24 protein-coding genes and 1 other annotated feature are annotated in these 22,630 nt (G+C 41.7%); of the genes, 1 reads left to right on the top strand and 23 read right to left on the bottom strand.

The window, feature by feature from the left end; genetic code table 11:
- Nucleotides 1-43: 43 nt before the first annotated feature.
- From N8M16_RS00365 to ybeY, 14 genes are all read right to left on the bottom strand, one after another.
- Nucleotides 44-757 carry an O-methyltransferase gene (locus tag N8M16_RS00365; protein ID WP_223330122.1) on the bottom strand — a complete coding sequence of 238 codons (714 nt, stop codon included), beginning with the start codon at nucleotides 755-757 and terminating at the stop codon, nucleotides 44-46.
- 1 nt (nucleotide 758) lies between these two features.
- The gene (gene pepF / locus N8M16_RS00360; RefSeq protein ID WP_060628447.1) at nucleotides 759-2,561 is read right to left on the bottom strand and encodes an oligoendopeptidase F; all 1,803 of its coding nucleotides are present in this window, start codon (nucleotides 2,559-2,561) and stop codon (nucleotides 759-761) included.
- An 18-nt stretch (nucleotides 2,562-2,579) separates the two neighbouring features.
- A complete protein-coding gene (locus tag N8M16_RS00355) occupies nucleotides 2,580-3,533 on the bottom strand; it encodes a competence protein CoiA (protein WP_261069428.1) in 954 nt (317 codons plus the stop codon).
- Between the two features lie 73 nt (nucleotides 3,534-3,606).
- On the bottom strand, nucleotides 3,607-4,467 hold the full coding sequence (gene tehB / locus N8M16_RS00350) for an SAM-dependent methyltransferase TehB (protein WP_261069427.1): 861 nt from the start codon (nucleotides 4,465-4,467) through the stop codon (nucleotides 3,607-3,609).
- A gap of 15 nt (nucleotides 4,468-4,482) precedes the next feature.
- The gene (gene smpB, locus N8M16_RS00345) at nucleotides 4,483-4,950 is read right to left on the bottom strand and encodes an SsrA-binding protein SmpB (RefSeq protein WP_001051750.1); all 468 of its coding nucleotides are present in this window, start codon (nucleotides 4,948-4,950) and stop codon (nucleotides 4,483-4,485) included.
- On the bottom strand, nucleotides 4,913-7,267 hold the full coding sequence (gene rnr, locus N8M16_RS00340; protein WP_261069426.1) for a ribonuclease R: 2,355 nt from the start codon (nucleotides 7,265-7,267) through the stop codon (nucleotides 4,913-4,915). The genes smpB and rnr overlap by 38 nt, the downstream gene beginning before the upstream one ends.
- Before the next feature lie 101 nt (nucleotides 7,268-7,368).
- Nucleotides 7,369-7,602, bottom strand: a complete 234-nt coding sequence (gene secG / locus N8M16_RS00335; RefSeq protein WP_000282517.1) for a preprotein translocase subunit SecG — start codon at nucleotides 7,600-7,602, stop codon at nucleotides 7,369-7,371.
- Between the two features lie 39 nt (nucleotides 7,603-7,641).
- Nucleotides 7,642-7,791, bottom strand: coding sequence for a 50S ribosomal protein L33 (rpmG, locus tag N8M16_RS00330; RefSeq protein WP_001809104.1), 150 nt, complete (start codon nucleotides 7,789-7,791; stop codon nucleotides 7,642-7,644).
- Nucleotides 7,791-8,990 (bottom strand): multidrug efflux MFS transporter PmrA, encoded by a 1,200-nt coding sequence (locus N8M16_RS00325; RefSeq protein WP_261069425.1) that lies wholly within the window; start codon nucleotides 8,988-8,990, stop codon nucleotides 7,791-7,793. Before N8M16_RS00325 ends, rpmG begins: the two co-directional genes overlap by 1 nt.
- Entirely contained in the window at nucleotides 8,977-9,582 is a 606-nt protein-coding gene (coaE, locus tag N8M16_RS00320; RefSeq protein ID WP_261069424.1) for a dephospho-CoA kinase, read from the bottom strand. The genes N8M16_RS00325 and coaE overlap by 14 nt, the downstream gene beginning before the upstream one ends.
- Nucleotides 9,582-10,406, bottom strand: a complete 825-nt coding sequence (gene mutM, locus N8M16_RS00315; protein ID WP_261069423.1) for a DNA-formamidopyrimidine glycosylase — start codon at nucleotides 10,404-10,406, stop codon at nucleotides 9,582-9,584. The genes coaE and mutM overlap by 1 nt, the downstream gene beginning before the upstream one ends.
- A gap of 48 nt (nucleotides 10,407-10,454) precedes the next feature.
- Entirely contained in the window at nucleotides 10,455-11,354 is a 900-nt protein-coding gene (gene era / locus N8M16_RS00310; RefSeq protein WP_000143264.1) for a GTPase Era, read from the bottom strand.
- 16 nt (nucleotides 11,355-11,370) lie between these two features.
- Nucleotides 11,371-11,766 (bottom strand): diacylglycerol kinase family protein, encoded by a 396-nt coding sequence (locus N8M16_RS00305; protein WP_000378157.1) that lies wholly within the window; start codon nucleotides 11,764-11,766, stop codon nucleotides 11,371-11,373.
- Entirely contained in the window at nucleotides 11,747-12,244 is a 498-nt protein-coding gene (gene ybeY, locus N8M16_RS00300) for an rRNA maturation RNase YbeY (RefSeq protein ID WP_000275156.1), read from the bottom strand. Before ybeY ends, N8M16_RS00305 begins: the two co-directional genes overlap by 20 nt.
- A 104-nt stretch (nucleotides 12,245-12,348) precedes the next feature.
- On the opposite strand from ybeY, the gene pavA reads away from it, so the two are divergent.
- Nucleotides 12,349-14,004: an Rqc2 family fibronectin-binding protein PavA gene (pavA, locus tag N8M16_RS00295; RefSeq protein WP_261069422.1), complete on the top strand. Its 1,656-nt coding sequence runs from the start codon at nucleotides 12,349-12,351 to the stop codon at nucleotides 14,002-14,004.
- Between the two features lie 60 nt (nucleotides 14,005-14,064).
- On the opposite strand, the gene N8M16_RS00290 is transcribed toward pavA, so the two are convergent.
- The 9 genes from N8M16_RS00290 to N8M16_RS00250 all read right to left on the bottom strand — a co-directional run bounded on the left by N8M16_RS00290 (nucleotide 14,065) and on the right by N8M16_RS00250 (nucleotide 22,574).
- Nucleotides 14,065-15,771 (bottom strand): glucosaminidase domain-containing protein, encoded by a 1,707-nt coding sequence (locus tag N8M16_RS00290; RefSeq protein ID WP_203180632.1) that lies wholly within the window; start codon nucleotides 15,769-15,771, stop codon nucleotides 14,065-14,067.
- 97 nt (nucleotides 15,772-15,868) lie between these two features.
- Entirely contained in the window at nucleotides 15,869-16,855 is a 987-nt protein-coding gene (locus N8M16_RS00285) for a dihydroorotate dehydrogenase (protein WP_261018299.1), read from the bottom strand.
- Nucleotides 16,818-17,618 carry a dihydroorotate dehydrogenase electron transfer subunit gene (locus tag N8M16_RS00280; RefSeq protein WP_261069421.1) on the bottom strand — a complete coding sequence of 267 codons (801 nt, stop codon included), beginning with the start codon at nucleotides 17,616-17,618 and terminating at the stop codon, nucleotides 16,818-16,820. The genes N8M16_RS00285 and N8M16_RS00280 overlap by 38 nt, the downstream gene beginning before the upstream one ends.
- 248 nt (nucleotides 17,619-17,866) lie before the next feature.
- Nucleotides 17,867-18,247: a lactoylglutathione lyase gene (gene gloA / locus N8M16_RS00275; RefSeq protein WP_000157153.1), complete on the bottom strand. Its 381-nt coding sequence runs from the start codon at nucleotides 18,245-18,247 to the stop codon at nucleotides 17,867-17,869.
- A gap of 58 nt (nucleotides 18,248-18,305) precedes the next feature.
- A complete protein-coding gene (gene rplT, locus N8M16_RS00270) occupies nucleotides 18,306-18,665 on the bottom strand; it encodes a 50S ribosomal protein L20 (protein WP_000124834.1) in 360 nt (119 codons plus the stop codon).
- A gap of 51 nt (nucleotides 18,666-18,716) precedes the next feature.
- The gene (rpmI, locus tag N8M16_RS00265) at nucleotides 18,717-18,917 is read right to left on the bottom strand and encodes a 50S ribosomal protein L35 (RefSeq protein WP_001125943.1); all 201 of its coding nucleotides are present in this window, start codon (nucleotides 18,915-18,917) and stop codon (nucleotides 18,717-18,719) included.
- A gap of 32 nt (nucleotides 18,918-18,949) precedes the next feature.
- A complete protein-coding gene (gene infC / locus N8M16_RS00260) occupies nucleotides 18,950-19,480 on the bottom strand; it encodes a translation initiation factor IF-3 (RefSeq protein WP_000848180.1) in 531 nt (176 codons plus the stop codon).
- A 15-nt stretch (nucleotides 19,481-19,495) separates the two neighbouring features.
- Nucleotides 19,496-19,627, bottom strand: a sequence feature (ribosomal protein L20 leader region).
- A gap of 72 nt (nucleotides 19,628-19,699) precedes the next feature.
- Complete coding sequence (locus tag N8M16_RS00255) at nucleotides 19,700-21,940, bottom strand: DNA internalization-related competence protein ComEC/Rec2 (protein ID WP_261069420.1); 2,241 nt, start codon at nucleotides 21,938-21,940, stop codon at nucleotides 19,700-19,702.
- Nucleotides 21,924-22,574, bottom strand: coding sequence for a helix-hairpin-helix domain-containing protein (locus N8M16_RS00250; protein WP_261069419.1), 651 nt, complete (start codon nucleotides 22,572-22,574; stop codon nucleotides 21,924-21,926). The genes N8M16_RS00255 and N8M16_RS00250 overlap by 17 nt, the downstream gene beginning before the upstream one ends.
- Nucleotides 22,575-22,630 lie beyond the last annotated feature (56 nt).

The raw sequence follows: 22,630 nt of genomic DNA, 5'->3' as shown, positions 1-22,630 counted from the left end.
TACCCTATCTATTTTACTATATTTTCTTAAATTTTTCTGAAAATCATTCGCTGTCAGGCAATTGAACATCTGCTACATTTTTACGAAGCATGAGAATGCCATCTCCCAGAGGTACTAGTGTTGCGGTGAGTCCTGGATTGTCTAAGGTTGCATCAAATAGTCTTTGAAGTCCTCTGTAAATAGTTCGCTGACCACGACGGACTTCCATAATATCCTTAGCAACATCACCACCTTGGAAAATATCATCCAAGACAACCACACCTCCAACGTCCAAATGTTTGAGGATTTCTGGCAGAAAGACGATATATTTAGACTTGGCTGAATCCATAAAGACAAAATCATAGGACTCTGTCAAGGTAGATAAGACATCTACCGCATCTCCTTCTAAGAGCGTAATTTGCTTGCGACTGTCAAACTGGGCGAAATTTTCCTTGGCAAATCCAATCATCTCTGGATTGCGGTCAATGGTTGTAATCTTGGCCTTTGGAGCATGTTTCGCCATTAAAAGAGCTGAAAAACCGATAGCCGTCCCAATTTCCAGAATGTTTTTAGGTTGCATGGTTTCCATGAGAAAACGGAAATAAGCAACCGTTTCATGGGGAATAATGGGAATATTTTCCTTGCGGGCAAAGTCTTCCAATTCTTTCAAGGAACCTGTGACTTGCTTTTGACGCTGACGCATCAAGTCCACAATTTCTTCCTTGACAACAGGACGACGCATGTTATGGTTGGCATTCTTACTATATGATTCAACCATCTTATGCCATTCCCAATTTTTCAACAAGTGCTTCAAACTCATTTAAACGACGTTCAAAGACTGCAAAGGCATCGTTGAGGTAGTCTTCCTTCTCCATATCAACTCCAGCTTTTCTCATGACATTAAGTGGATAGTCAGACTTACCTGCCTTGAGATAGTCGATATAGCGGTCACGGTCTTCTTGATTACCATGGACAATCTTTTCAGCCAAGGCTGAGGCTGCTGCAAAGCCAGTTGAATATTGGTATACATAGTAGTTATAGTAGAAGTGTGGAATGCGAGCCCACTCGTATTGGATTTCAGGATTGTCTTCCTTACTCAAACCATAATACTCTTGGTTCAAGTCTGCGTAGAGTTTATTTAGGAAATCACTTGTCAAGACTTCACCATTTTGGTCCGCTTGGTGGATAGCGTGTTCAAACTCGGCAAATTGAGTTTGACGGAAAACTGTCCCACGGAAACCATCTAGGAAGTTATTGAGAATAGCAAAGCGCGTTGCATCATCTTCCACTTCTTCCAATAATTTCTCCGTCAAGATATTTTCATTGGTCGTTGAGGCAATCTCAGCCAAGAAGATAGAATAATCTCCGTAAACATAAGGCTGCGTTTCACGAGTATAGCTTGAATGCATACTATGACCTGTTTCATGAACAAGAGTAAAGAGATTGTCTAGATTGTCCTGCCAGTTAAGAAGCATAAAGGCATTTGTATCGTAAGAACCACCAGAGTAAGCCCCTGAACGCTTGCCTTGATTTTCGTAAACATCAATCCAACGATCACTGAAGGCACGTTTAACACGGCTCAAGTAATCCTCACCCAAGACTGCCAAGGCATCTTCTGCCTTTTTCAAGGCTTCTTTGTAGGTAAAACTATATTCAACAGATGAAAGCGGTGTGTAGACATCGTACATCTTAAGGTCTGAAATCCCCAAGATTTTTGAACGAAGTTCAAGGTAACGATGCAAGAGTGGCAAATGCTTGCGAACTGCTGCTACCAAATTGTCATAAACACTTTCTGGAACAAAATTAGCCGCTAGGGCTGCATGACGAGCACTCTTGTAGTTGCGAACTTTGGCACGGTAGTTTTGAACCTTAACATTGGTTTGCAAGGTTTTGGCATAGGTATGTTGGAATTGTTGATAAGTCGCATAAAGAGCTTGATAAGCACCACGACGCACCTCACGATTTTTAGACTCCATCAAACGTGTGTAAGTTCCATGAGATAGCTGAACTTCCTTACCATCATCGTCAAGAACATAAGGGAAAACAATATCCGCATTGTCCAAGATAGCGAAGGTTTCACTTGCCGAACCAAAGATTTCTCCAGCTCCAGCCAATAGCTCTTCTTCGCGTTGTGAAAGAACGTGGTCCTTGCCTTGCAATAACTTGTCAAAATAGTGTTGATAAACCTGCAATTTTGGCTGAGCTTCTAAAAAGTCAGCATACTGCTTTTCACTGATTTCCATAAATTCAGGTTCATAGAATGAAAAGGCTTGGTCTAGCTGGCTATAGAGAGTCATGGCCTTGGCATAGTACTCTTGGTACTTGGCTTCACGTGTGTCTTGGTCATTCTTCATATGAGCATAAACGTAAAGCTTTTCCATTTGGCGTTCCATTTCAAGAGAAAATTCAGTAATTTCGAGTAGGCTATCCGCACTATCCAGGAGATGGCCTTCATACTGGGCTACTGTCTCCAATTGTTCTGTTAAATCTTTTAAGGCTTCTTCCCAAGCCTGGTCAGTTGGGTAGATCGTTGATAGATCCCATGTATCTTTTTCATTTATTTCATGTCTTTGTAATACCATTAGATTCCTCCATCCTTTCTATTCTACCATATTTTTCAAGAAATATTGCTGATAAAAGGCTGGTGGATAGAGCTTTTGCCAACCATTTTGAGAATTTTCTTGGTAATAGGTTTGAAAATACTGATAATAGCGAGTCAAATCTTGCTCAATTTGGCAAAACTCACCTACTAGAGGTCGAATTTGTGGATACCATTCTTTTAGTCCATAAGTCAGGAGATTTTCTCCCTTTTTATAGGCTTCTGCTTGTTCTTTCATCCAAATGGGATTTTGATAATAGAGTTGTTGCCGGATATAACGACAGATGTCTTTATCCTGAGAAACACTAAAACTAGATATTTTTTGTTTCTTATAGGGAAGACGTAATATCTCCAGTAGACCACCGTGACCATAGGGAAATTCCTTGATTTGATAATGGAGTTTACCTCGAAGATCCTGGTGAATCAGGTATTTGAGTCTTAAAACTTGTTTTTCACTGTCTAATTCCCAAACATAAAAGCCCATGTTTTGACTGAAATAGAGAAAACCTTGTTGCAGACGAGTCAACCGCTCCTTGAGCCACAGTTTTTCCCCCAGCAACCACAGTACTTGGTAACCCTCACTACGATAGCCCTCACTACGCTCTTTAAGAAGTTTTTGAGACAAGGGACTACACTGAACTTCTAGAGCTAGAGTCCCATTTACAAAAACATCCGCAATCTGTTTAAGTTCTGGAAGCGGGTATTCTAATTGAACCTCTGTCTCTTTTTTCAACCAGTGATAAAGGGATTCCTTATTTGCCAGGTGTTCTGGACTTTCATTTTCAGAGGAAAAATCACAGTCTTTTAAGGTTTTGTGGGCAAAATGGGTCCGGACACTTGGTCCTTGACGCAAACAGAGCTGACCTCCACAAGCTGGGCAGGTGTATGCTTGCTTCTCAAGTTTATCCTCTAACACATTTACCAATTCTCCCCTAGCATCTCTCGCAACAAACATGATTTCTCTCCTTTTCTATATTATTCGTAAAAAAAGAAAAAAGATCAGGAAATTTCCTAATCTTCATTCATGTTTATTTGATTTTTTTAGCTAGCATGGTCGCAAAGCGTAGTTGAATACGATTGCCAGTCTCATCGCGACGGTGCAAATGGCCTGGATTTTCATTGTACTTAACCAATTCCCAGTCCTTGTAATAGTCTGCCAATTCCCCTTCTTTAAAGGTAAATGGGAAGTTCACAGAGCAAGGGTAATCTTCCGTATCCATAGCACAAACGATAAGATTATAACCACCAACAGTGGTTTTCTCCTGCATATTTTTGATAATTGCAGGAATGCGGTCCGCTTGTAGAAACATGAGAACAACTGTTGAAACGATAAAATCATATTCTTGCCCAATACTGGCTGAATTGATATCGTAAAGACCAACAGGCATGTCCAAATCTTCCTGCTCCACAATGCTTTGTAAGATTTCAAGGGCCAATTCATTTTGATCCACAGCTGTAACATCAAAACCATTCTGTGCAAGAAAGAGAGAGTTACGGCCCTGACCACAGCCCAAATCCAAGGCTTTTCCTGGTTTTACTGTCTGCATTGCCTCTAGTACCTCTGAATGAACCGGATTGGTATTGTATTTCTTAGGGAAATAATCCTCAGGTTTACAATAAAATTCTAAATACCATTCTACATCATCTGTTACAGCCTCAACTCGGTGCCAGGCTTGTGGTTGTGCCATGGGATTCTCAGCCCCTGCTTCAAAGAGGTGCTCAGCTAAAACCTCACCATATTCTGTCAATTCAATAAACTTGAGAGTTCCCTTCAAAACAGTAATTTTCCCCCAAGTCCCAACCTTGGTATTGTGTTTCTGCTGAACAGCCTCTGGCATGGTTTCTTTAGTCCACAAAGGCATACGTTTATAGGCAACTAGTTTTTCCATCTTCATTTCCTCTTTTTATCGCTGATTAACAGCTTTCATAACACGCGCGATGTCGCGGTTTTGCTCACGTCGTTTGATAGACTCCCGTTTATCATAGTCATGCTTCCCTTTAGCTAAACCTAAAAGGAGTTTAGCGTAACCATCTTTGATATAGACCTTAAGGGGAACCAGGGTCATTCCTGTTCCTTTAGTCTCTTGTTCTAATTTTTGGATTTGTTTCTTATGGAGCAGGAGTTTGCGGCGACGTTCTGGTTCCTGATTCCAGATATTACCCTCTTCGTAAGGAGCGATATGAACATTGCTCAACCAGACTTCCCCATTTTTTACTTGGGCAAAGCCATCCTTGAGATTGATTCGAGCAGCTCGAACGCTCTTGATTTCAGTTCCAGTCAGGACCATTCCTGCCTCTAGCGTATCTACGATTGTATAGTCGTGGCGCGCCTTTTTATTTTGTGCGACGACCTTTCCCTCGCCCTTTGCCATGCTTGGCTCCTTTCTTAGCTACTTCCTTGTAAAAAGGTTTCTTCCCTTTTTTCTTCTTGTCTTTTTGTGAATGCTTGCGCTTATCATTTGAGCGTCCTGATTTTCTCTTGTCTTCCTTCTTATCTGAATGACGACTTGAACCACGCCCTCTGTCACTACGACTAGACTGTTTCAAGCCTTTTTCAATCACATCAAATTCACTTGGAATGTAAGAGAAATCAATCTCCCCCGTCATCTTGTCAGCTCTTTCAACCCGAATGCGAATCTGCTGACCTACACGGAAGGTTGTTCCTGATTTTTCTCCACGAAGGGTCAAATCACGTTCATTAAAATGATAAAATTCAGGTAGATTTGTGATGTGAATCAAGCCTTCGACTGTATTTGGTAATTCAACAAAGAGACCGAATTTAACGATACTAGACACAACTGCATCGTACTCTTCACCCACGTATTCTTCCATATACTCAGCCTTTTTCATGGCTTCGACTTCACGCTCAGCCTCAATGGCACGACGCTCGCGGTTGGAAGACTGGGTCGCAATCTCTGGAATCACTTGCTCAAAATGCTCGGCTATTTCCTTAGAACGGCCGTAATCCCGAATCATACGGTGAACTAGAAGGTCTGGATAACGGCGAATCGGGCTGGTGAAGTGAGTGTAATAGTCGGCAGCAAGTCCATAGTGGCCGTGATTGTGCTCTGAATAGCGAGCCTGCTGCATGGAACGGAGAAGCATCATAGACAATACATCCGCATAAGGCTCTCCCTCAACAGTACGCATGATGTCTTGAAGCGCCTCCTGGCTAATCTCACTGGCAGTCCCATAAATCCGCAAGCCAAAACTTGAAGCATAATCAATAAACTTCTGAACCTTTTCAGCCTTAGGCTCCTCGTGAATTCGATAGATGAAAGGCAAATCCAACTTGCTAAAATGCTCGGCAACTGTTTCATTGGCCATCAACATGAAGGATTCAATCATGCGCTCGGCAATACCACGCTGACGAAGAACAATATCAACAGGCTTACCTTGTATATCAACCAAAATCTTGGCTTCATTGGTATCGAAATTGAGAGCTCCACGTTTCACACGCATGTTTTCTAAAATTTCATGGAGCTTGGCCATAAGTTCTATACTAGGAACAATTTTCTGATACTCTTGTCTCTTTTCCTCGTCACCTGCTAGGATATCATTGACATCACTATAGGTCATACGGAAGCTTGTCTTGATAACCGTTTGTGTAATGGTGTAATTGACTACACGACCATGTTTATCAATCTCCATAATGGCAGACTGGGTCAGACGGTCAACTTGAGGATTGAGAGAGCAAATTCCATTAGACAGTCGTTCTGGAAGCATTGGAACCACTCGGTCTGTTACATAGACTGAAGTCGCGCGGTTAAGAGCTTCCTTGTCAAGGGCAGAACCTTCTGTCACATAGTAGGAAACGTCTGCAATGTGAACTCCAAGCTCCAGATTCCCATTTTTCAAGGCCTTGATATGCACCGCATCGTCCAAGTCCTTGGCATCAGCACCGTCAATGGTAAAGGTAATCTCATCTCTTAGATCCAGACGACCTTCCATATCCTTTTGAGACGGAGCATCCGGCACACTTTCTGCTTCCTTGACAACAACTTCTGGAAATTCTGAGACAATGTCCATAGACTCCAAAACCTCAAGGACATCAATTCCGACATCCGTTGAATGCCCCACCACATCGAGGACACTAGCGACAAAGAAATCATGTTTCTTGCTTGGGTATTTGTCGATAAAGACCTTAAGAACTTCTGTTCCTTCTAGTTTAAGGGCAGGTTTCTTAACATAAATCAGCTGGCTAATTTTCTGGTTTTTAGAACGGATGTAGCCGGCATACTTAGGCTTTTCCTGATCTAGAACGATTTGTCCAACAACGGTTGTCAAACTGTGTTCTAGGATATCGATAATCTTGGCTTCCGCTGCTGTTCCCTTGTTGCGATCAGCGACTTTCTTGATGACGACCTCAACGGTATCGCCATCAATAGCATAATTGACATCATTTTTTCCTACAAAAAGGTCGTCCTCTTCCCCTTCCAGACTGACAAAACCAAAGCCATTTTTATGGGCATGAAAAATCCCCTTGAGAGTAATCTCATGTTTTTTCTTGGCTTCCAAAGCCAGACTGCCATCTTCCTCAAAGCGTATCTGGTGCTTTCTTTCCATTAGGGACAAGGTTTTAATCAACTCACGAAAATCCTTGGAACCGTCTTTTCCCAAAGCCTGAGCCAAGTCATTGACCGTTACCTTTCCCTTATCTTTCAAATATTCTTTTATTCTATCTTTCATATTTTCTTTCTAGATTTTTTAATTTTCTTTTACTGTAAAACCTTCTCAAACATCCTTTAAAAATAAAAAGAGGCAAAGACCTAGTCCTGCCCATTATTTTCTTATCTACTTGATAATACCGTCAATGCTAAGGCAATGGCTAGCCAGAAAAAGACTAAAATCCCTGTCAAACGCTGCATTACAGCTTCAAAACCGCGTGCTTTACTGCGTTCAAACAAATCACCTGAGCTGGCATCAAATACATTGCTGGATTGGTTTTTGGTTGGTTGCATGAAAATCGCAATCACAATCACAACAGATAATACTAATAAAATGGTTAATAATAGGTTATACATATCAAACTCCTTAAAATCCCTATTATTTTACCATAAAATCTACTTAGATTCAAGATGTAGGGTTACTTTTCTTTCCTTGGGACAATACTTTAAAACCTCAATCTTGTCTGGATGGGTTTTTGAGTTTTTACTGGTTAGGTAATTGATACTGCCACAAGAGGAGCATTTGAGATTAATTTTTACTCGCACTAGATTTCCTTTACTTTTAATAATGTTCGAAATTGAAGAAGGTTAAAGAGACAACTAAAGGCAACACAAAGGCTTGTCGCATAAAATACTGCATGGTAGCCAAATTGACCTGCTACTGCAGAACCTGCCATGGGACCAACGACACCTCCCAGATAAAAGAATACCTGATTGAAGGCAAAGACCCTCGAAATGCCGGCTTTGGGAGTCATTTTGCTGAGTAGGGCATTAACCCCGGGAATCAAGGCACCGGTTCCCAGTCCAAAGAGGAAACGATAAAGTCCTAGTTGAAGGGGGCTAGAGGCATTGGCACAGAGGAGATAGATGATGACTGAATAAAACTGGGCGACAACCAAGAGGCGATGGTTGCCCACCTTGTCACCTAGCTTTCCCATAACTCCTGCACTCATCATACTGGAAAAGCCCATACTGGACACAATCAAACCAGAGACAAAAAGAAGATTCTCTGTCTGGCCTAAGTCGCGTACATAAAGAGCTAAGATAGGGCCGATTGATTGGGCTGAAAATTGGATGACAAAACTGGTCAGAAAGAGGTTGACCAAGAGATAGGGATATTTAACTGATGTAAATAATTCCTTTGTTGGGATAGCCTTTTCCTTGGTTACTGGTTGAAAATCTTCCTTGATAAAACAAATAGTCAAAACAGCAGCTAAGAATAGAAAACTACCAACCAGTAAGAAAACAGTACGAATGCCAAATAATTCTGCAATAAATCCCCCGATAAAGGGACCAGTTAGAGTACCTGCAACTACGCCTGTAGACAAAGTACCTAAGGCAGAGCCTGATTTCTCCTTAGGAACCTGACTGGCTATCAAGGCCGTTGCATTAGGAACAAATCCTGCAAATATCCCGTTTAATAAACGAAGAAAGATTAACCAATAGATATTTGGCACAAAGGCTAAGCCTCCCATAGTGATAGTCATGGCCAGACCAGCACGAATCATCATGGGTTTTCGACCGTATTTGTCAGCAAGGATGCCCCAGATAGGAGAAAATAGAGCCGCAGAAATGGCAGAGACAGAAATAGCTAAACCTGCATAAAAAGCGACTTGCTCACTCCCTACACCTAGATTTTCCACAAAGATGGGCATAAAAGGCACAACCAAAGAAATACTGGCTCCTGTCAGAAAATTACCAAACCAGGCAATGCGCAGATTATCCTTCCAGTTAATCTCTGTCATCTTCTCTACCTCCCTCAAGCAGGGAGAACACCTGAGTAAGAAGCTGGACCTGATTCCCATTATTATCAAGAATTTGGCTGGCCAAATCTTTCTTTTTCTCTAAAGGCCACTGGGCTGCCAGACGAAACTCAGCTTCATCTTTGGACAAGTGGTCCCTTTTCATTAGACGTTCTACTTGGACATCTCGGTCCACATAGACCAACCAAGTCTCATCAAACCAAGCGCTGTAGGCCTGCTCAAAAAGTAGGGGAATATCCATGAAGAAAATCTCTTCTGTCTGAGCAAACTGATCTCTCAACGTAGCTAGTTCCTCACGGATAATCTCTCCTTGGATTCGCTTAGACCATTCCTGTTCTTCAGGATTTGAAAAGATGAGACTAGCTAGGAGAGGGCGATTGAGTTCTCCGTTTGCAAGGATTATTTCTTGCCCAAAGTGCTGGACTAGAGCTTCAAACAGACGACCACCAGGTTTCTGTAGTTGGTGGACGACTGCGTCGGCATCCACTACTTGAAAACCTTGCTTTCTTAGAAAATTTGTCACGGTTGACTTACCAGAGGCAATTCCCCCAGTGATTCCGATGATTTTTCCCATCAGATCCTCCTTTGGCACTGAGGACAAAAGTGAGTTCCACGTCCGCCTAATTGGATTTTCTCAATGATGGTGCCACAACGTGAACATTCTTGACCAGCCTTGTCATAGACTTGATGAAAATCCTGCATGGTTCCATCTTCCCCAAAGGCATTGGTATAGGTCCGAATGGTGGAACCACCTTTTTCAACAGCCTGTCCCAATACAGCAATGGTCTGGTCATGAATAGCTGTCGCTTCTGCGGCTGTCAAAGTCTGGGAATGTCTAGCCGGATGAACCTGAGCTCTCCAGAGAACCTCATCCACATAGATATTGCCAAGTCCAGCTACCAAGGTCTGGTCTAGGAGATGGGATTTGATAGGCTTTTTGGACTTAGCAAGGGCAGCTTGAAAGACCTGTAAATCAAAGTCTTGTTCGCTTGGTTCAGGCCCTAATTTTTTAGAAATAAAGTAGGCATCTAAAAGGTCAGGCGCCAAGAGTTCCATAGTACCAAACTTGCGAACATCCTCATAAACAAGCGTTTCACCGTCCTCAAAATGAATCAAAACATGGGCATGCTTGCGTTCAGGAACCTGGTCCAGATAGTAAAAATACTTGCCCTCCATCCGCAGATGGGAAATCAAGACCTTATCTGTCAGGTAGAAAAGCAGATACTTGCCACGACGTCCCATTGACTCAACAATCTGACCAGGCATCTCCTTTTGAAATTCGTCCAAATCTGTCTTAATCATCTTGGGATAGCGAATTTCTACACTCGAAATCTTCTTTCCCAGAATCAATTTTTCCAAGCCACGTCGAACGGTTTCAACCTCAGGTAATTCAGGCATAAGTCCTCCTTCTGTAAAAACAAGAAGCAGGCATGAGCCCACCTCTACTTAGTATTCTTTTTCATTATAGCCAAAGTCAGCCAAATCTAGCTTTTTATCGCGCCAGTTTTTCTTGACCTTGACCCATGTTTCTAGGAAGACCTTGTCTCCTAGCATAAGTTCGATATCACGACGGGCCATGCTACCGATTTTCTTAAGCATAGCGCCACCTTTACCGATGATAATCCCTTTTTGGCTATCGCGCTCGACCATGATGGTTGCACGGATGTGAACCTTGTCTGTCTCTTCATCTCGTTTCATAGAATCCACAACTACTGCAACAGAATGCGGAATCTCTTCACGAGTTAGGTGCAAGACTTTCTCGCGAACCATTTCTGAAACCAAGAATCGTTCTGGATGGTCTGTGATTTGATCAGACGGGAAATATTGGAAACCTTCGTCCAGATTTTCACTCAAAATATCCACTAGACGAGAGACGTTATTCCCTTGAAGAGCTGAGATTGGTACAATTTCCTTGAAGTCCATCTGATTACGGAAATCATCAATCTGAGATAAAAGCTGGTCTGGGTGAACCTTATCAATCTTGTTCACCACCAGAATGACAGGAACCTTGGCAGCCTTGAGACGTTCGATAATCATATCATCGCCCTTACCACGCGCCTCATCAGCAGGCACCATGAAAAGAACGGTATCCACTTCACGAAGGGTGCTATAGGCAGATTCGACCATGAAATCTCCGAGAGCTGTTTTAGGTTTGTGAATCCCTGGTGTGTCGATAAAGACGATTTGTTCCTTATCAGTCGTGTAAATTCCCATGATTTTGTTGCGCGTTGTTTGCGCCTTGTCACTCATGATGGCAATCTTTTGCCCCATAACGTGATTTAAAAAAGTTGACTTCCCAACATTGGGACGTCCTAAAATGGCTACAAAGCCTGATTTAAAAGTCATAATTTCCTCTTACTGTTTAAAATAATAAATCCCAGATTCGTGGGAGAAAAATCAATGCGCCTGTTAAGGCTGCAAAAAGAGAAACCACTAATACCGCGCCAGCCGCCATATCCTTGGCATTTTTAGCCAGCATGGAAAAGTGATAGTGACTGGCCAAATCCACCACATTTTCAATAGCAGAGTTGATAATCTCAAACGCTACTACCAAGAAAATGCTCAATAGGAGAAAGAGCCATTCGATTCGTGACACCTGAAAAACAAAACCTGCAAGAATGACTACAAGAGCCGTCACTGCATGTTTTCGCATATTGCGTTCTTCCTTGATAGCAGTAAAAATTCCTGTGATGGCAAATTCTAAACTGGATATCAGGTCACGATTTTTCCATTTTCGTTTATTGTCTTGTGAGTCCATAGGCTGTCAAAATTTCTTCTTGTAAACCGAACATCTCCGCTTCTTCTTCCGGAGTGTAGTGATCATAGCCGTTGATATGTAAAAAGCCGTGCACTGCCAAGAAGCCCATCTCACGCTCAAAGCTATGGCCATATTCCTCAGCCTGCTCATGAGCCTTATCAATAGAGATGAACAATTCCCCAATATAGGCATCAAACTCAGACATCATCTCTGCTAATTCTGGATTTTCAAGTAAATCCTCTTCGTCAAAGGCAATTTCCAACTCTGGCTTGTACTCAAGGCTGATGACATCTGTCGGACGGTCTGTGTCACGGTACTCCAGATTGAGTTCATGACTACGCTCGTTGGTCACAAAGGTGACTGCCATCTCCTTGTCTTCTTTTCCCAATTTTTGGGCTGCAAATTCCAAAATTTCTTGGGTTTGTTGCAACATTTCTTTTGAAACTTGACCAGTTTCATCTACCATTTCAATATACATGTGCTTCTCGTTTCTCTTTACTTGGCTTTATTATACCACATTTCCATGATTTTATTCTACCTTTTTGATATAATACTATGGAATACAATCACAAGGAGAGAACGATGTCATTTGACGGATTTTTTTTACACCACATGGTTGAGGAATTGCGAAGAGAGTTAGTGAACGGTCGCATCCAGAAAATCAATCAGCCTTTTGAACAAGAGTTGGTCTTGCAAATCCGTAGCAATCGCCAAAGCCATCGCCTGCTCCTTTCTGCCCATCCAGTTTTTGGACGCATTCAGCTGACCCAAACGACTTTTGAAAATCCAGCTCAACCTTCTACCTTTATCATGGTTTTGAGAAAGTATTTGCAGGGGGCCCTGATTGAGTCGATTGAGCAAGTGGAAAATGACCGTATTGTGGAAATCACGGTTTCCAATAAAAACGAGATCGGAGACCATATCCAGGCTACCTTGATTATCGAAATCATGGGCAAACACAGTAATATTCTACTGGTCGATAAAAGCAGTCATAAAATCCTCGAAGTTATCAAACACGTCGGTTTTTCACAAAATAGCTACCGCACTTTGCTACCTGGGTCAACCTATATCGCTCCGCCAAGTACGGAATCTCTCAATCCTTTTACTGTCAAGGACGAGAAACTCTTTGAAATCCTGCAAACACAGGGGACGACAGCTAAACATCTTCAAAGTCTCTTTCAAGGTCTGGGACGCGACACGGCAAATGAATTGGAAAACATTCTAGTTAGTGATAAACTTTCCACTTTCCGTAACTTTTTCAATCAAGAAACCAAGCCTTGCTTGACAGAGACTTCCTTCAGTCCAGTTCCTTCTACAAATCAAGTAGGAGAGCCTTTTACTAGCCTTTCTGACTTGCTGGACACCTACTATAAGGACAAGGCTGAACGGGACCGCGTCAAACAGCAAGCCAGTGAACTCATTCGTCGTGTTGAAAATGAACTTCAAAAAAATCGTCATAAGCTTAAAAAACAAGAAAAAGAGTTACTGGCGACAGACAACGCTGAAGAATTTCGTCAAAAGGGGGAATTACTGACAACCTTCCTCCATCAAGTTCCTAATGACCAAGATCAGGTTATCCTAGACAACTACTATACTAATCAACCTATCACAATTGCGCTTGATAAGGCCTTGACTCCCAACCAGAATGCCCAACGCTATTTTAAACGGTATCAGAAACTCAAAGAAGCTGTCAAATACTTGACTGAGCTGATTGAGGAAACTAAGGCAACCATTCTCTATCTGGAAAGTGTAGAAACCGTCCTCAACCAAGCTGGACTGGAAGAAATCGCTGAAATCCGTGAAGAATTGATTCAAACAGGTTTTATCCGCAGAAGACAACGGGAGAAAATCCAGAAACGCAAAAAACCAGAACAATATCTAGCAAGCGATGGCAAAACCATCATCTATGTCGGCCGAAACAACCTACAAAACGAGGAGCTAACCTTTAAAATGGCACGCAAGGAAGAACTTTGGTTCCATGCTAAGGACATTCCTGGAAGCCACGTTGTCATCTCAGGAAATCTTGACCCATCCGATGAAGTCAAAACAGACGCAGCAGAACTTGCAGCCTACTTCTCTCAAGGTCGCCTGTCGAATCTGGTCCAGGTGGATATGATTGAAGTCAAGAAACTCAACAAACCAACTGGTGGCAAACCAGGCTTTGTCACTTACACAGGACAAAAGACCCTCCGTGTCACACCAGATCCAGAAAAAATCGCATCTATGAAAAAATCCTGATTTTACTTGAAATCAGGATTTTTAACTTACTATTCACTCAAATCATATCCAATTATAGGACTAATCTTTGCCACCTAGCTTCTCATTGATTTTCATCATCACACTAGCAATTTTTTCACCCCAATAAGGATCTGAGGCATATTCCACATTCATACCAGATGCCTTGTTTCCAAGGAAAGTTCTGCCCCTATCGATATAATTTTCCTTAATCCACTTGCTTGCACCTAAAATTCCCTTATCCACATCATCAAATGTCTTGGCAGAAAGGTAAGGGGTCGTATCATAGGCTGTAATTCCAAAGAAATTATTCTTATCTTTGGCAATCTTACTTCGTCCCCAATCACTTTCTAAAGCACTATGGGCAAGGAGGTAAAGGGCATTGATATGATAATGTTCTTCGGCTTCCTTAAAAGTAGCTCCCTTATTTTCTAAGAGACTATTATTAATATTTAGCAAACTAAATACCTTATCCAAGTCTTCAGCACTATAGTTTGTAGCCTCTGTCAATTCTTTAAAAAGGAAGGGATTTTCAAGGTTAAAACCATCAAAATGCAGCCCATCTGCCGAATAATATTTCTTGCCTACTTCCATATCAGAAAGATGAGCAGCTACTGGGATACTAGCATTCTGAGCCACATAGTGATAAAGACGGTGTCCATCACTCTCATAATAAGGGATAAAGTCCTTACTAGCATCTAGTGCTTGTAAATCTTCTGTTTTCATATAGCCTGACAAACCAGAAATAGTAATAGCCAGGCGCTTGTCATCACTTTTTCTATCCTTATCTAGCCAAACAACACTACCTTGCGATATATAGGACAGCTTTTCACCATCTGCATTATAGATATTTGCAGTAACTGGAAGGACCTGATAATAATCAGAGCTAGTCTTCGACTCCTTATTCCACTTTCCATCGCTTCCTAGCTGATGACCATCAATAGTCTCATTTTTTGCCATGTAGCCACCGGATTTGAAGTAGTACCAGGCTTGATTTTTAGAATCGTATACCCATTCTTTATCAGCCATTTTGCCATCAGATTTAAGGTAAAACCATGACTCCTTATCCCAAATCCATTCATTGGCTGCCATATAGCCACCGGATTTTAGATAATAATAGTGACCATTTTCGAAAATCCATTCTTTATCAGCATGATTTCCATTTTCTTTGATATAAAACCAAGATTGGTATTGTTTGTCAAAAAGCCAACCTTGCTGTACTTTAGCGCCACTAGCACTCACATAAGCCTGTTCAATCCACTGACTTGTCAGTAAATAACCACCAGATTTGAAATAATAGTCCTTACCTTTGATTTGGAGCCATTCTTTCTCTGCGTGTTGGCCATCTGCTTTGATATAAAACCAAGCATCATATTGAGAATCATAGACCCAGTCTTCTATTACCTTGGCACCTGTAGCACCGACATAGGAAGCTCCTAGCCAAGCATTTCTTTTCATCTTTCCATCTTGGTCAAGATAATAGAGGACTCCCTTGTCTTCTATCCATTCTGACTTGGCCATATAGCCACCAGATTTGAGGTAAAAATAGTCATCACCTTGCTTTAGCCATTCATTTTCAGCATAGTTGGCATCTTCTTTTATATAAAACCAAGATTGATAGTGAGCATCAAAAACCCACTCATTAGCTGCTTGACTCCCATCTGCTTTCAGGTATTGTTTTCCTTGCCAAGTACCATCACTAGCCATTGCACTCTCTGGTCTGGCTAAGAAAAATAGCAGAGCTAAAAAAACAAATCTCAATTTCTTCATAAACTTTCTTCCTCTGTTCTTTCTATTTTATTGTATCAAAATTCTCTATAATCAACATTACAAACTGATAAAAAATCAAGAACAGATTGATTGCAGTTTACCTCAGAGACTCTTTTACTTCCTTGCGTAGATCTTCCAGACTGCTAATGCCGTATTTGTCCATGGCTTTTGGCAGATTTTCGATGATATCAGGACAGGCATATGGATTGGTAAAGTTGGCTGTTCCAACTCCTATAGCAGATGCTCCAGCCAGATACATTTCTAGGGCAGCTTCAGCCGAATCCACTCCTCCCATTCCAATGATAGGCAGGTCTGTTGTTTGGGCGACTTGGCGGATAAGTTTGAGGGCTACTGGAAAGACTGCTGGACCAGACATTCCACCTGTTCCATTGGCCAAGATTGGTTTTCTGGTTTTGAGGTCAAAACGCATTCCAACCAGAGTATTAATCATAGTCAAGCCACTTGCTCCTGCATCCTCTGCTGCCTTTGCGACAGTAACGATATCGGTCACACTAGGGGTTAATTTGACATAAACTGGCACATCAGAGGCTTCCACAGCTGCTTTCACCACATCATAAGCTAAATCTGGATCTTGACCAATCAAGAGTCCATGATTACAGTGATCTACGTTGGGACAAGAAATATTGAGCTCAATAGCCTTCACATTAGTTGCCTTGGAAATACCATGAGAAACAGCCGCATACTCTTGTTTTGAAAAACCAGCTACATTGGCAATAATAGGAAGATTTGGATATTCTCTTTCCAACCAAGGTAGCTTTTCAGCCAAAACAACTTCCAAACCAGGATTTTGCAAACCGATTGCATTAAGCATACCAGCGGGTGTTTCTGCCACCCTTGGAGTTGGATTGCCAAAACGGGGTTCAAGAGTTGTCGCCTTGATCATAATAGAACCCAAAAGGTCTAAATCATAGTACTTGGCATACTCTTGACCAAAACCAAAACAGCCTGATGCTGGAATAATCGGATTTTTCAAATCCAAACCAGGTAGAGAAACTTGTAAACGATTTGTAGTCATAATTTTCTCCTTATAATACAACTGTTCCTGTGCGGAAAACAGGGCCATCTTCACAGACGCGTTGGCTGACCGTCTCACTTTCTGGTACTTTTAGGACACAGGCATAGCAAGCCCCCATCCCACAAGCCATACGAGATTCCAAAGATAGATAGGCTCTTGGATGGTCATAAAAGTTTTGATTGATATACTTCATCATTCCAGGTGCCCCACATGAGTAAACAGCATCAAACGGACTATCTAAATCATTGATGACAACAGAAACATTCCCCTTGATTCCATAAGAACCATCATCTGTCGTTACAAAGACCTGCCCATATTGAGCCAATTCCGTCTCTAAAATAACAGCATCCTTAGTCGCAAAACCGAGGACAGTCACTACTTTCACACCACGCGCATGCAATTCCTTGGCCACCTCAAGCAATGGAGGTACACCAATCCCCCCTCCAACTAAGAGAACCTGGTTCTGCTCGTCTAGGTCAGACAAGTCAAAACCATTTCCCTGAGGACCCATCACATCAAGAGTATCTCCCTGACTTAAGGTTGAAAAAATAGCAGTCCCAGTTCCCTCAATCCGATAAATGAGATGACACTGCTTGTTAACCTTATCAATAGACGAAATTGAAATAGGACGACGCAAGAGATGGGCATCATCAGGCACGCGCAGATGTAGAAATTGACCTGCTCGCATGGCTTCAACCATTTCCCCCTCTAGGACTAATTCAAAGATTGCAGGCGCAATTTCCTCCTGTGCAACCACCTTCATGGTTTCCAATCGAATCGCACCCATACGTTTCTTACATGTGGGATTCATTACTTTTCCTCCTTAAATTTTAAGGGGACCAGATAAAGAAAAGACCTTGCTAGTGCAAGGCCTCAGTTAAAATCGTACAACACAAGAGAGCACACTTAAAAAGTCTCCTCTAGAAAATTGTACTATTCTTTTATCTGACACCTTGTGAGTCTCTCTGGACTCCCCTTAAAGGTTAAATTTTTACTATTATACTCTTTCAGCTAAAAAAAGTCAAGTAAAAAACGAACATTCTACTTGACTTCAAGAAATTATTTTTCACGAATGACTTCGACCTTGTAGCCATCAGGGTCTTTGACAAAGTAATAGTTAGGTGCAGTTCCTGGTAGACCATTTGGCTCAGTCACTTCATAGCCTTTTGCACTGTGCTCTTGATGAAGAGCTTCAAGATCGGGTGTACTGAGGGCGATATGGGCAAATCCATCTCCAACCACATAAGGACCATGATCGTAGTTATAAGTCAACTCCAACTCATAGTCATCACCCTCAAGACCTAGATAGACAATCGTGAAGGCATGGTCTGGAAAATCTCTGCGACGCAATTCTTTAAATCCAAAAGCATCTTGATAAAATGCAATTGATTTTTCAAGGTTTTCTACTCGCAAGCAAGTGTGTAGCATTTTTGAAGCCATATTTTTCTCCTTTATTTTCAAAAAGACTGGGACAATCCTGTTCCAGTCTTATCTGTTATTATTTACCAAGTTTTGCTTTAGCTGCATCTGCAAGAGCTGTGAAAGCTGCTGCATCGTTAACAGCCAAGTCAGCAAGCATTTTACGGTTAACTTCGATCTCAGCCAATTTCAAACCATGCATCAATTGTGAGTATGAAAGTCCGTTCATACGAGCTGCCGCGTTGATACGAGTGATCCACAATTTGCGGAAGTCACGTTTTTTCTGACGACGGTCACGGTATGCATAGTAGTAAGAGTTCATTACTTGTTCTTTTGCAGTACGGAACAAGATGTGTTTAGCTCCATAGTAACCTTTTGCTAATTTAAGAATACGTTTACGACGTTTGCGTGATACAACGCCACCTTTAACACGTGCCATGTTTTATTTCCTCCAAATATTTCCTAGAATTGTTTACTTACAGTCAAGCTATTATTTCAAGCGAGTAAGCATTGCTTTGATACGTTTGTAATCTCCTGAATGCACCATAGATGCTTTACGAAGATGACGACGTTGTTTCTTAGTTTTTCCGTGGAAACGGTGAGAAGTGTAAGCACGGAAACGTTTAAGTCCACCAGAACCTGTACGTTTGAAACGTTTAGCTGATGCGCGGTGTGTTTTTTGTTTTGGCATGATTTTTTCTCCTTTATTTAACTTTCTGACAATTATTTTTTGTCAGTCGCTGGCGCCAATTGCATGAACATTTGACGTCCATCCATTTTAGCACGTTGTTCGATGATTGCAATATCTTGAGTTGCTTCAGCAAACTCGGCTAAAACTTTTGCACCAATCTCTTTATGGGTAATCATACGACCCTTAAAGCGAATAGATACCTTAACTTTATTTCCTTTTTCAAGGAATTTGCGTGCATTGCGAAGTTTTGTATCAAAGTCACCCTTGTCAATAGTTGGACTTAGACGAACTTCTTTCACAGTAACAACACTTTGTTTTTTACGTTGTTCTTTTTGCTTCTTCTGGTACTCAAATTTGAACTTACCGTAATCCATAATTTTTGCAACAGGCGGTTTGGCTTGGGGTTGAATCAATACTAGGTCAACATTAGCGTTATCAGCCAAAGCTTGCGCTTCGCTGAGTGGCTTGATGCCTAGCTGTTCTCCTTCAAGACCAATCAAGCGAACTTCACGTACACGAATCTCATCATTGATGAATAAGTCTTGCTTTGCTATGGTTTTCACCTCTTTTGTTTTATTAGAGAAAAACAATAGCGGACTCGTAAATATACAAGCCCGCACGTTATGATAGCGTTTCTTAGAAACTTTTCATCCGTAGGGCCAGGCAACTTGATGTCACAAGGCGAGAAGCTCTCACTTCTGCTTTTCTCAACTTTTATATGATACCAAGTTTTCGAGCCCTTGTCAAGATAAAAAGTTATTTTTTTGAAAAGTTTGTGCTCGTTAACCAACCGTTTCAATCTTCCAACTATTCCATCCTTTAAAGCGTATAGCTCCATGCTGGTCAGTTCGATAAACTTTACTATTGACACCTTCCAGTCGTGTCAAGGTTTCCTGATGGGGGAGTTTCGTTCGATTGTTCTTTCCAACTGAAATGAGTGTAATCTCTGGTTTGAGTTTTTCTAGGAAAACTGGGGTTGTTGAATTTTTAGAACCATGTTGGCCAGCTTTCAAAACATCCACCTCTAGGTCAGGATAGTGCTTCAGCAAGTCCCTCTCTCCTTTCTCCTCCAAATTTCCTGTAAAAAGAAAGTTCTTATCCAAAAGTTTTCCATACAGAACCAGGCAATCTTCATGCCCTCCATCTCCCATTTTCCTTGGAGATAGAACTTCTAACTGACTTCCAAAAATTGGCAAGTTCTCTCCTACTGTCACACTACGCACCTTGGTTTGAGTCGCCTGTAGTTCTGCCACAAATTCCTTCTGTTTCAAACTGCCTTTTGACACTAAAATTTCGCCTACATGGAAAGCCTTGGTCACCTCCAACAAATCTCCAACATGCTCCTTGTCCGTATTTGTCAAAATTAGCTGGTCAATCTTGGCTACTCCCCTACTTTTGAGATAGGGTATCAAGGTTCGCTGGGCATTGCTGGTCGTCACCTTTTCTTGCCAATCCTCAATTTTCTTGCTAGACTCTGCCTTACCGCCCACATCTATGAGAATGGTTTTCCCGGTTATATCCCGTAGGAAAATACTTTCGCCTTGCCCCACATCCAGCATGGTAATTTCATTTTCCAGTGGATGCTTAGTCAAGAAAAAGAGACCCAGAATAAGTAAGCTGAAACCAGCTGCTCTTTTGATATTTTTCCTCAAATCATAGACCAAAGCCAAAGAAATTAGCAGTAGCATCAACAGCCATGCATTGGGTTGTCCAAAGACCAAAGGCCTACTTGCCAGCTGCGATACCAAGCGAATAATGCTTTCCAACCATTCAAAGATAAAATTCAGCTGAGTGACTGGATAGAGAAAGGAAAGGGCAAATAAGATGGACAAGAGCGGTAAAAAGACCAAGTCAAATAGAAAGGAAAAGACAAAGGTTAAAAGGATGGACCATGGTTGAAATTCTGCAAAATAGAAGGATAAAATGGGCAATATTCCCAAGGAAATGACTAGACTTTCTCTAGCAACAGCCTTGAGCCCCTCCCCTTCTTTGCTGGTCATAGTCAAGATAAAAGCATAGGCGCAGGACAAGACTCCTCCTGCTGTCAAGAAAAAGTTGGGCATGACGATAAAGAGGACAAGCACCGTCAAGGCAAAATTATTCAAGCCCTTAACCACATGTTGAGCCAGTAGCTTCTGCAAGAGACTGCGAATGACTGATGCTGAAAATCCTGTCAGACCTGCATAAATGAGGGAAAAGGGATAAGTTAGCCATTTCAACTTTTCTTGGGTCAAGCCCAATCGTAAGAGAAGTTTCTTAAAGCCATCCATGAAAAAACCTACCTGCATGCCCGACAAGGCAAAAAGATGGATAATTCCTAGACTAGAATAAAGCTCATTCATCTCCTCAAAGTCCGTATCCAAATGTCCCAGCAATAGCCCCGTCATGTAGTTACGCATAGGGTCTGGAAAGTGTGTCTTAATCCAAACTACAGCCTTTCGACGTAAGCTGGACAGATTTTCACCTATATCCCAACTGCCAACCTTTTGAAGTGAGTGGATTTTTTTGATATTGATAGTCTGGTAAATTCCCTGAGTCTTCAGATAGGCTTGGTAGTCAAAGCCTCCAAAATTTCTCTGCCCTTCTGGCTCCGAAAGTTTTCCTTCAAGTTCTATCTCATGAAGGTCTGTTAAGACTTGAAAGGCTTCTTTTTCATTCTCGGACTGAATCTTGTAATAGACCTGAAAAATGCGTCCATCAGACTTACCACGAAAAGATAGGCTATCTCCATTGACCTTAATAGTGTCAGGCAAAATCCGTACCCTTTCAACAAAATCCGCTAGGTTTTGACTCGCTTGGCTCTGTTGCCAATTTTGAAAAACAAACCAAAATCCAAAGATTCCGCAAATTGCTAAAACTTTTCCAGCAGATTTCCACGGAAATTGGATAAAGAGACAGACCAGCTGAAAAACAAAGCCTAACAGTGCGATATAGGATGCTGAGAAAATGGCGTAGTAAAGCCAGAGCAATAGAAAACTCAGATAGATTAGGGGAATAGGGAAAGTCTTAATCCACTGTAACATAGTCTTTTAACTTTTCTATGGTTTTAGTACCAATACCAGAAACCTTCTTGAGTTCATCAACCGACTTGAATTTCCCATTTGATTCACGATGGTCGATAATATCCTGAGCACGTTTACCACCCAATCCCTTGACCTGCTTGAGCTCTTCCAGACTGGCCTTGTTGAGATTGACCTTCTTGTCCTTGCTTGTTGAAGAAGGCGCTCCAGAACCTGCCTGTTGACTAGCTACTTCTTCTCCCTTAGATGGAACGTAAACCAGAGCCTCATCACTAACTTTCTGAGCTAGATTGAGCGACTTGCTGTCTGCTTGTTCTGTCAAGCCACCAGCCTTCTGAACAGCATCATTGACTCGACTACCTACCGGCAAATCATAAATCCCTGGCGATTTAACAGCACCTTTCACATCTACGGTGATTAGATCTTGTTCAACCGGTTCTTCCTTTTCTTCCTTCTTCACATCCTTTTCGGTCGATGAATCCTTGGAAACAGCTGTAACTTCTGCCTGCAAATTCGTTTCTTTGACAGGTGTGTGTGGAGCTGGCTTTAGCAGGAAAAATCCTCCTACAAGCAAGCCCAGACCGGTACAGATAACAATGATTTTATATTCTTTAATTTTCTCGATAATTGCTTCCATATTTTCTCCTCTCTTAGATTATTCGTAAGAGGAAGAAAAAACAGTTGAAAATTTCT

This window comes from Streptococcus mitis (assembly GCF_946188375.1).
Classification (GTDB): domain Bacteria; phylum Bacillota; class Bacilli; order Lactobacillales; family Streptococcaceae; genus Streptococcus; species Streptococcus mitis_CX.
This window is presented reverse-complemented; position numbering and strand designations above follow the sequence as displayed.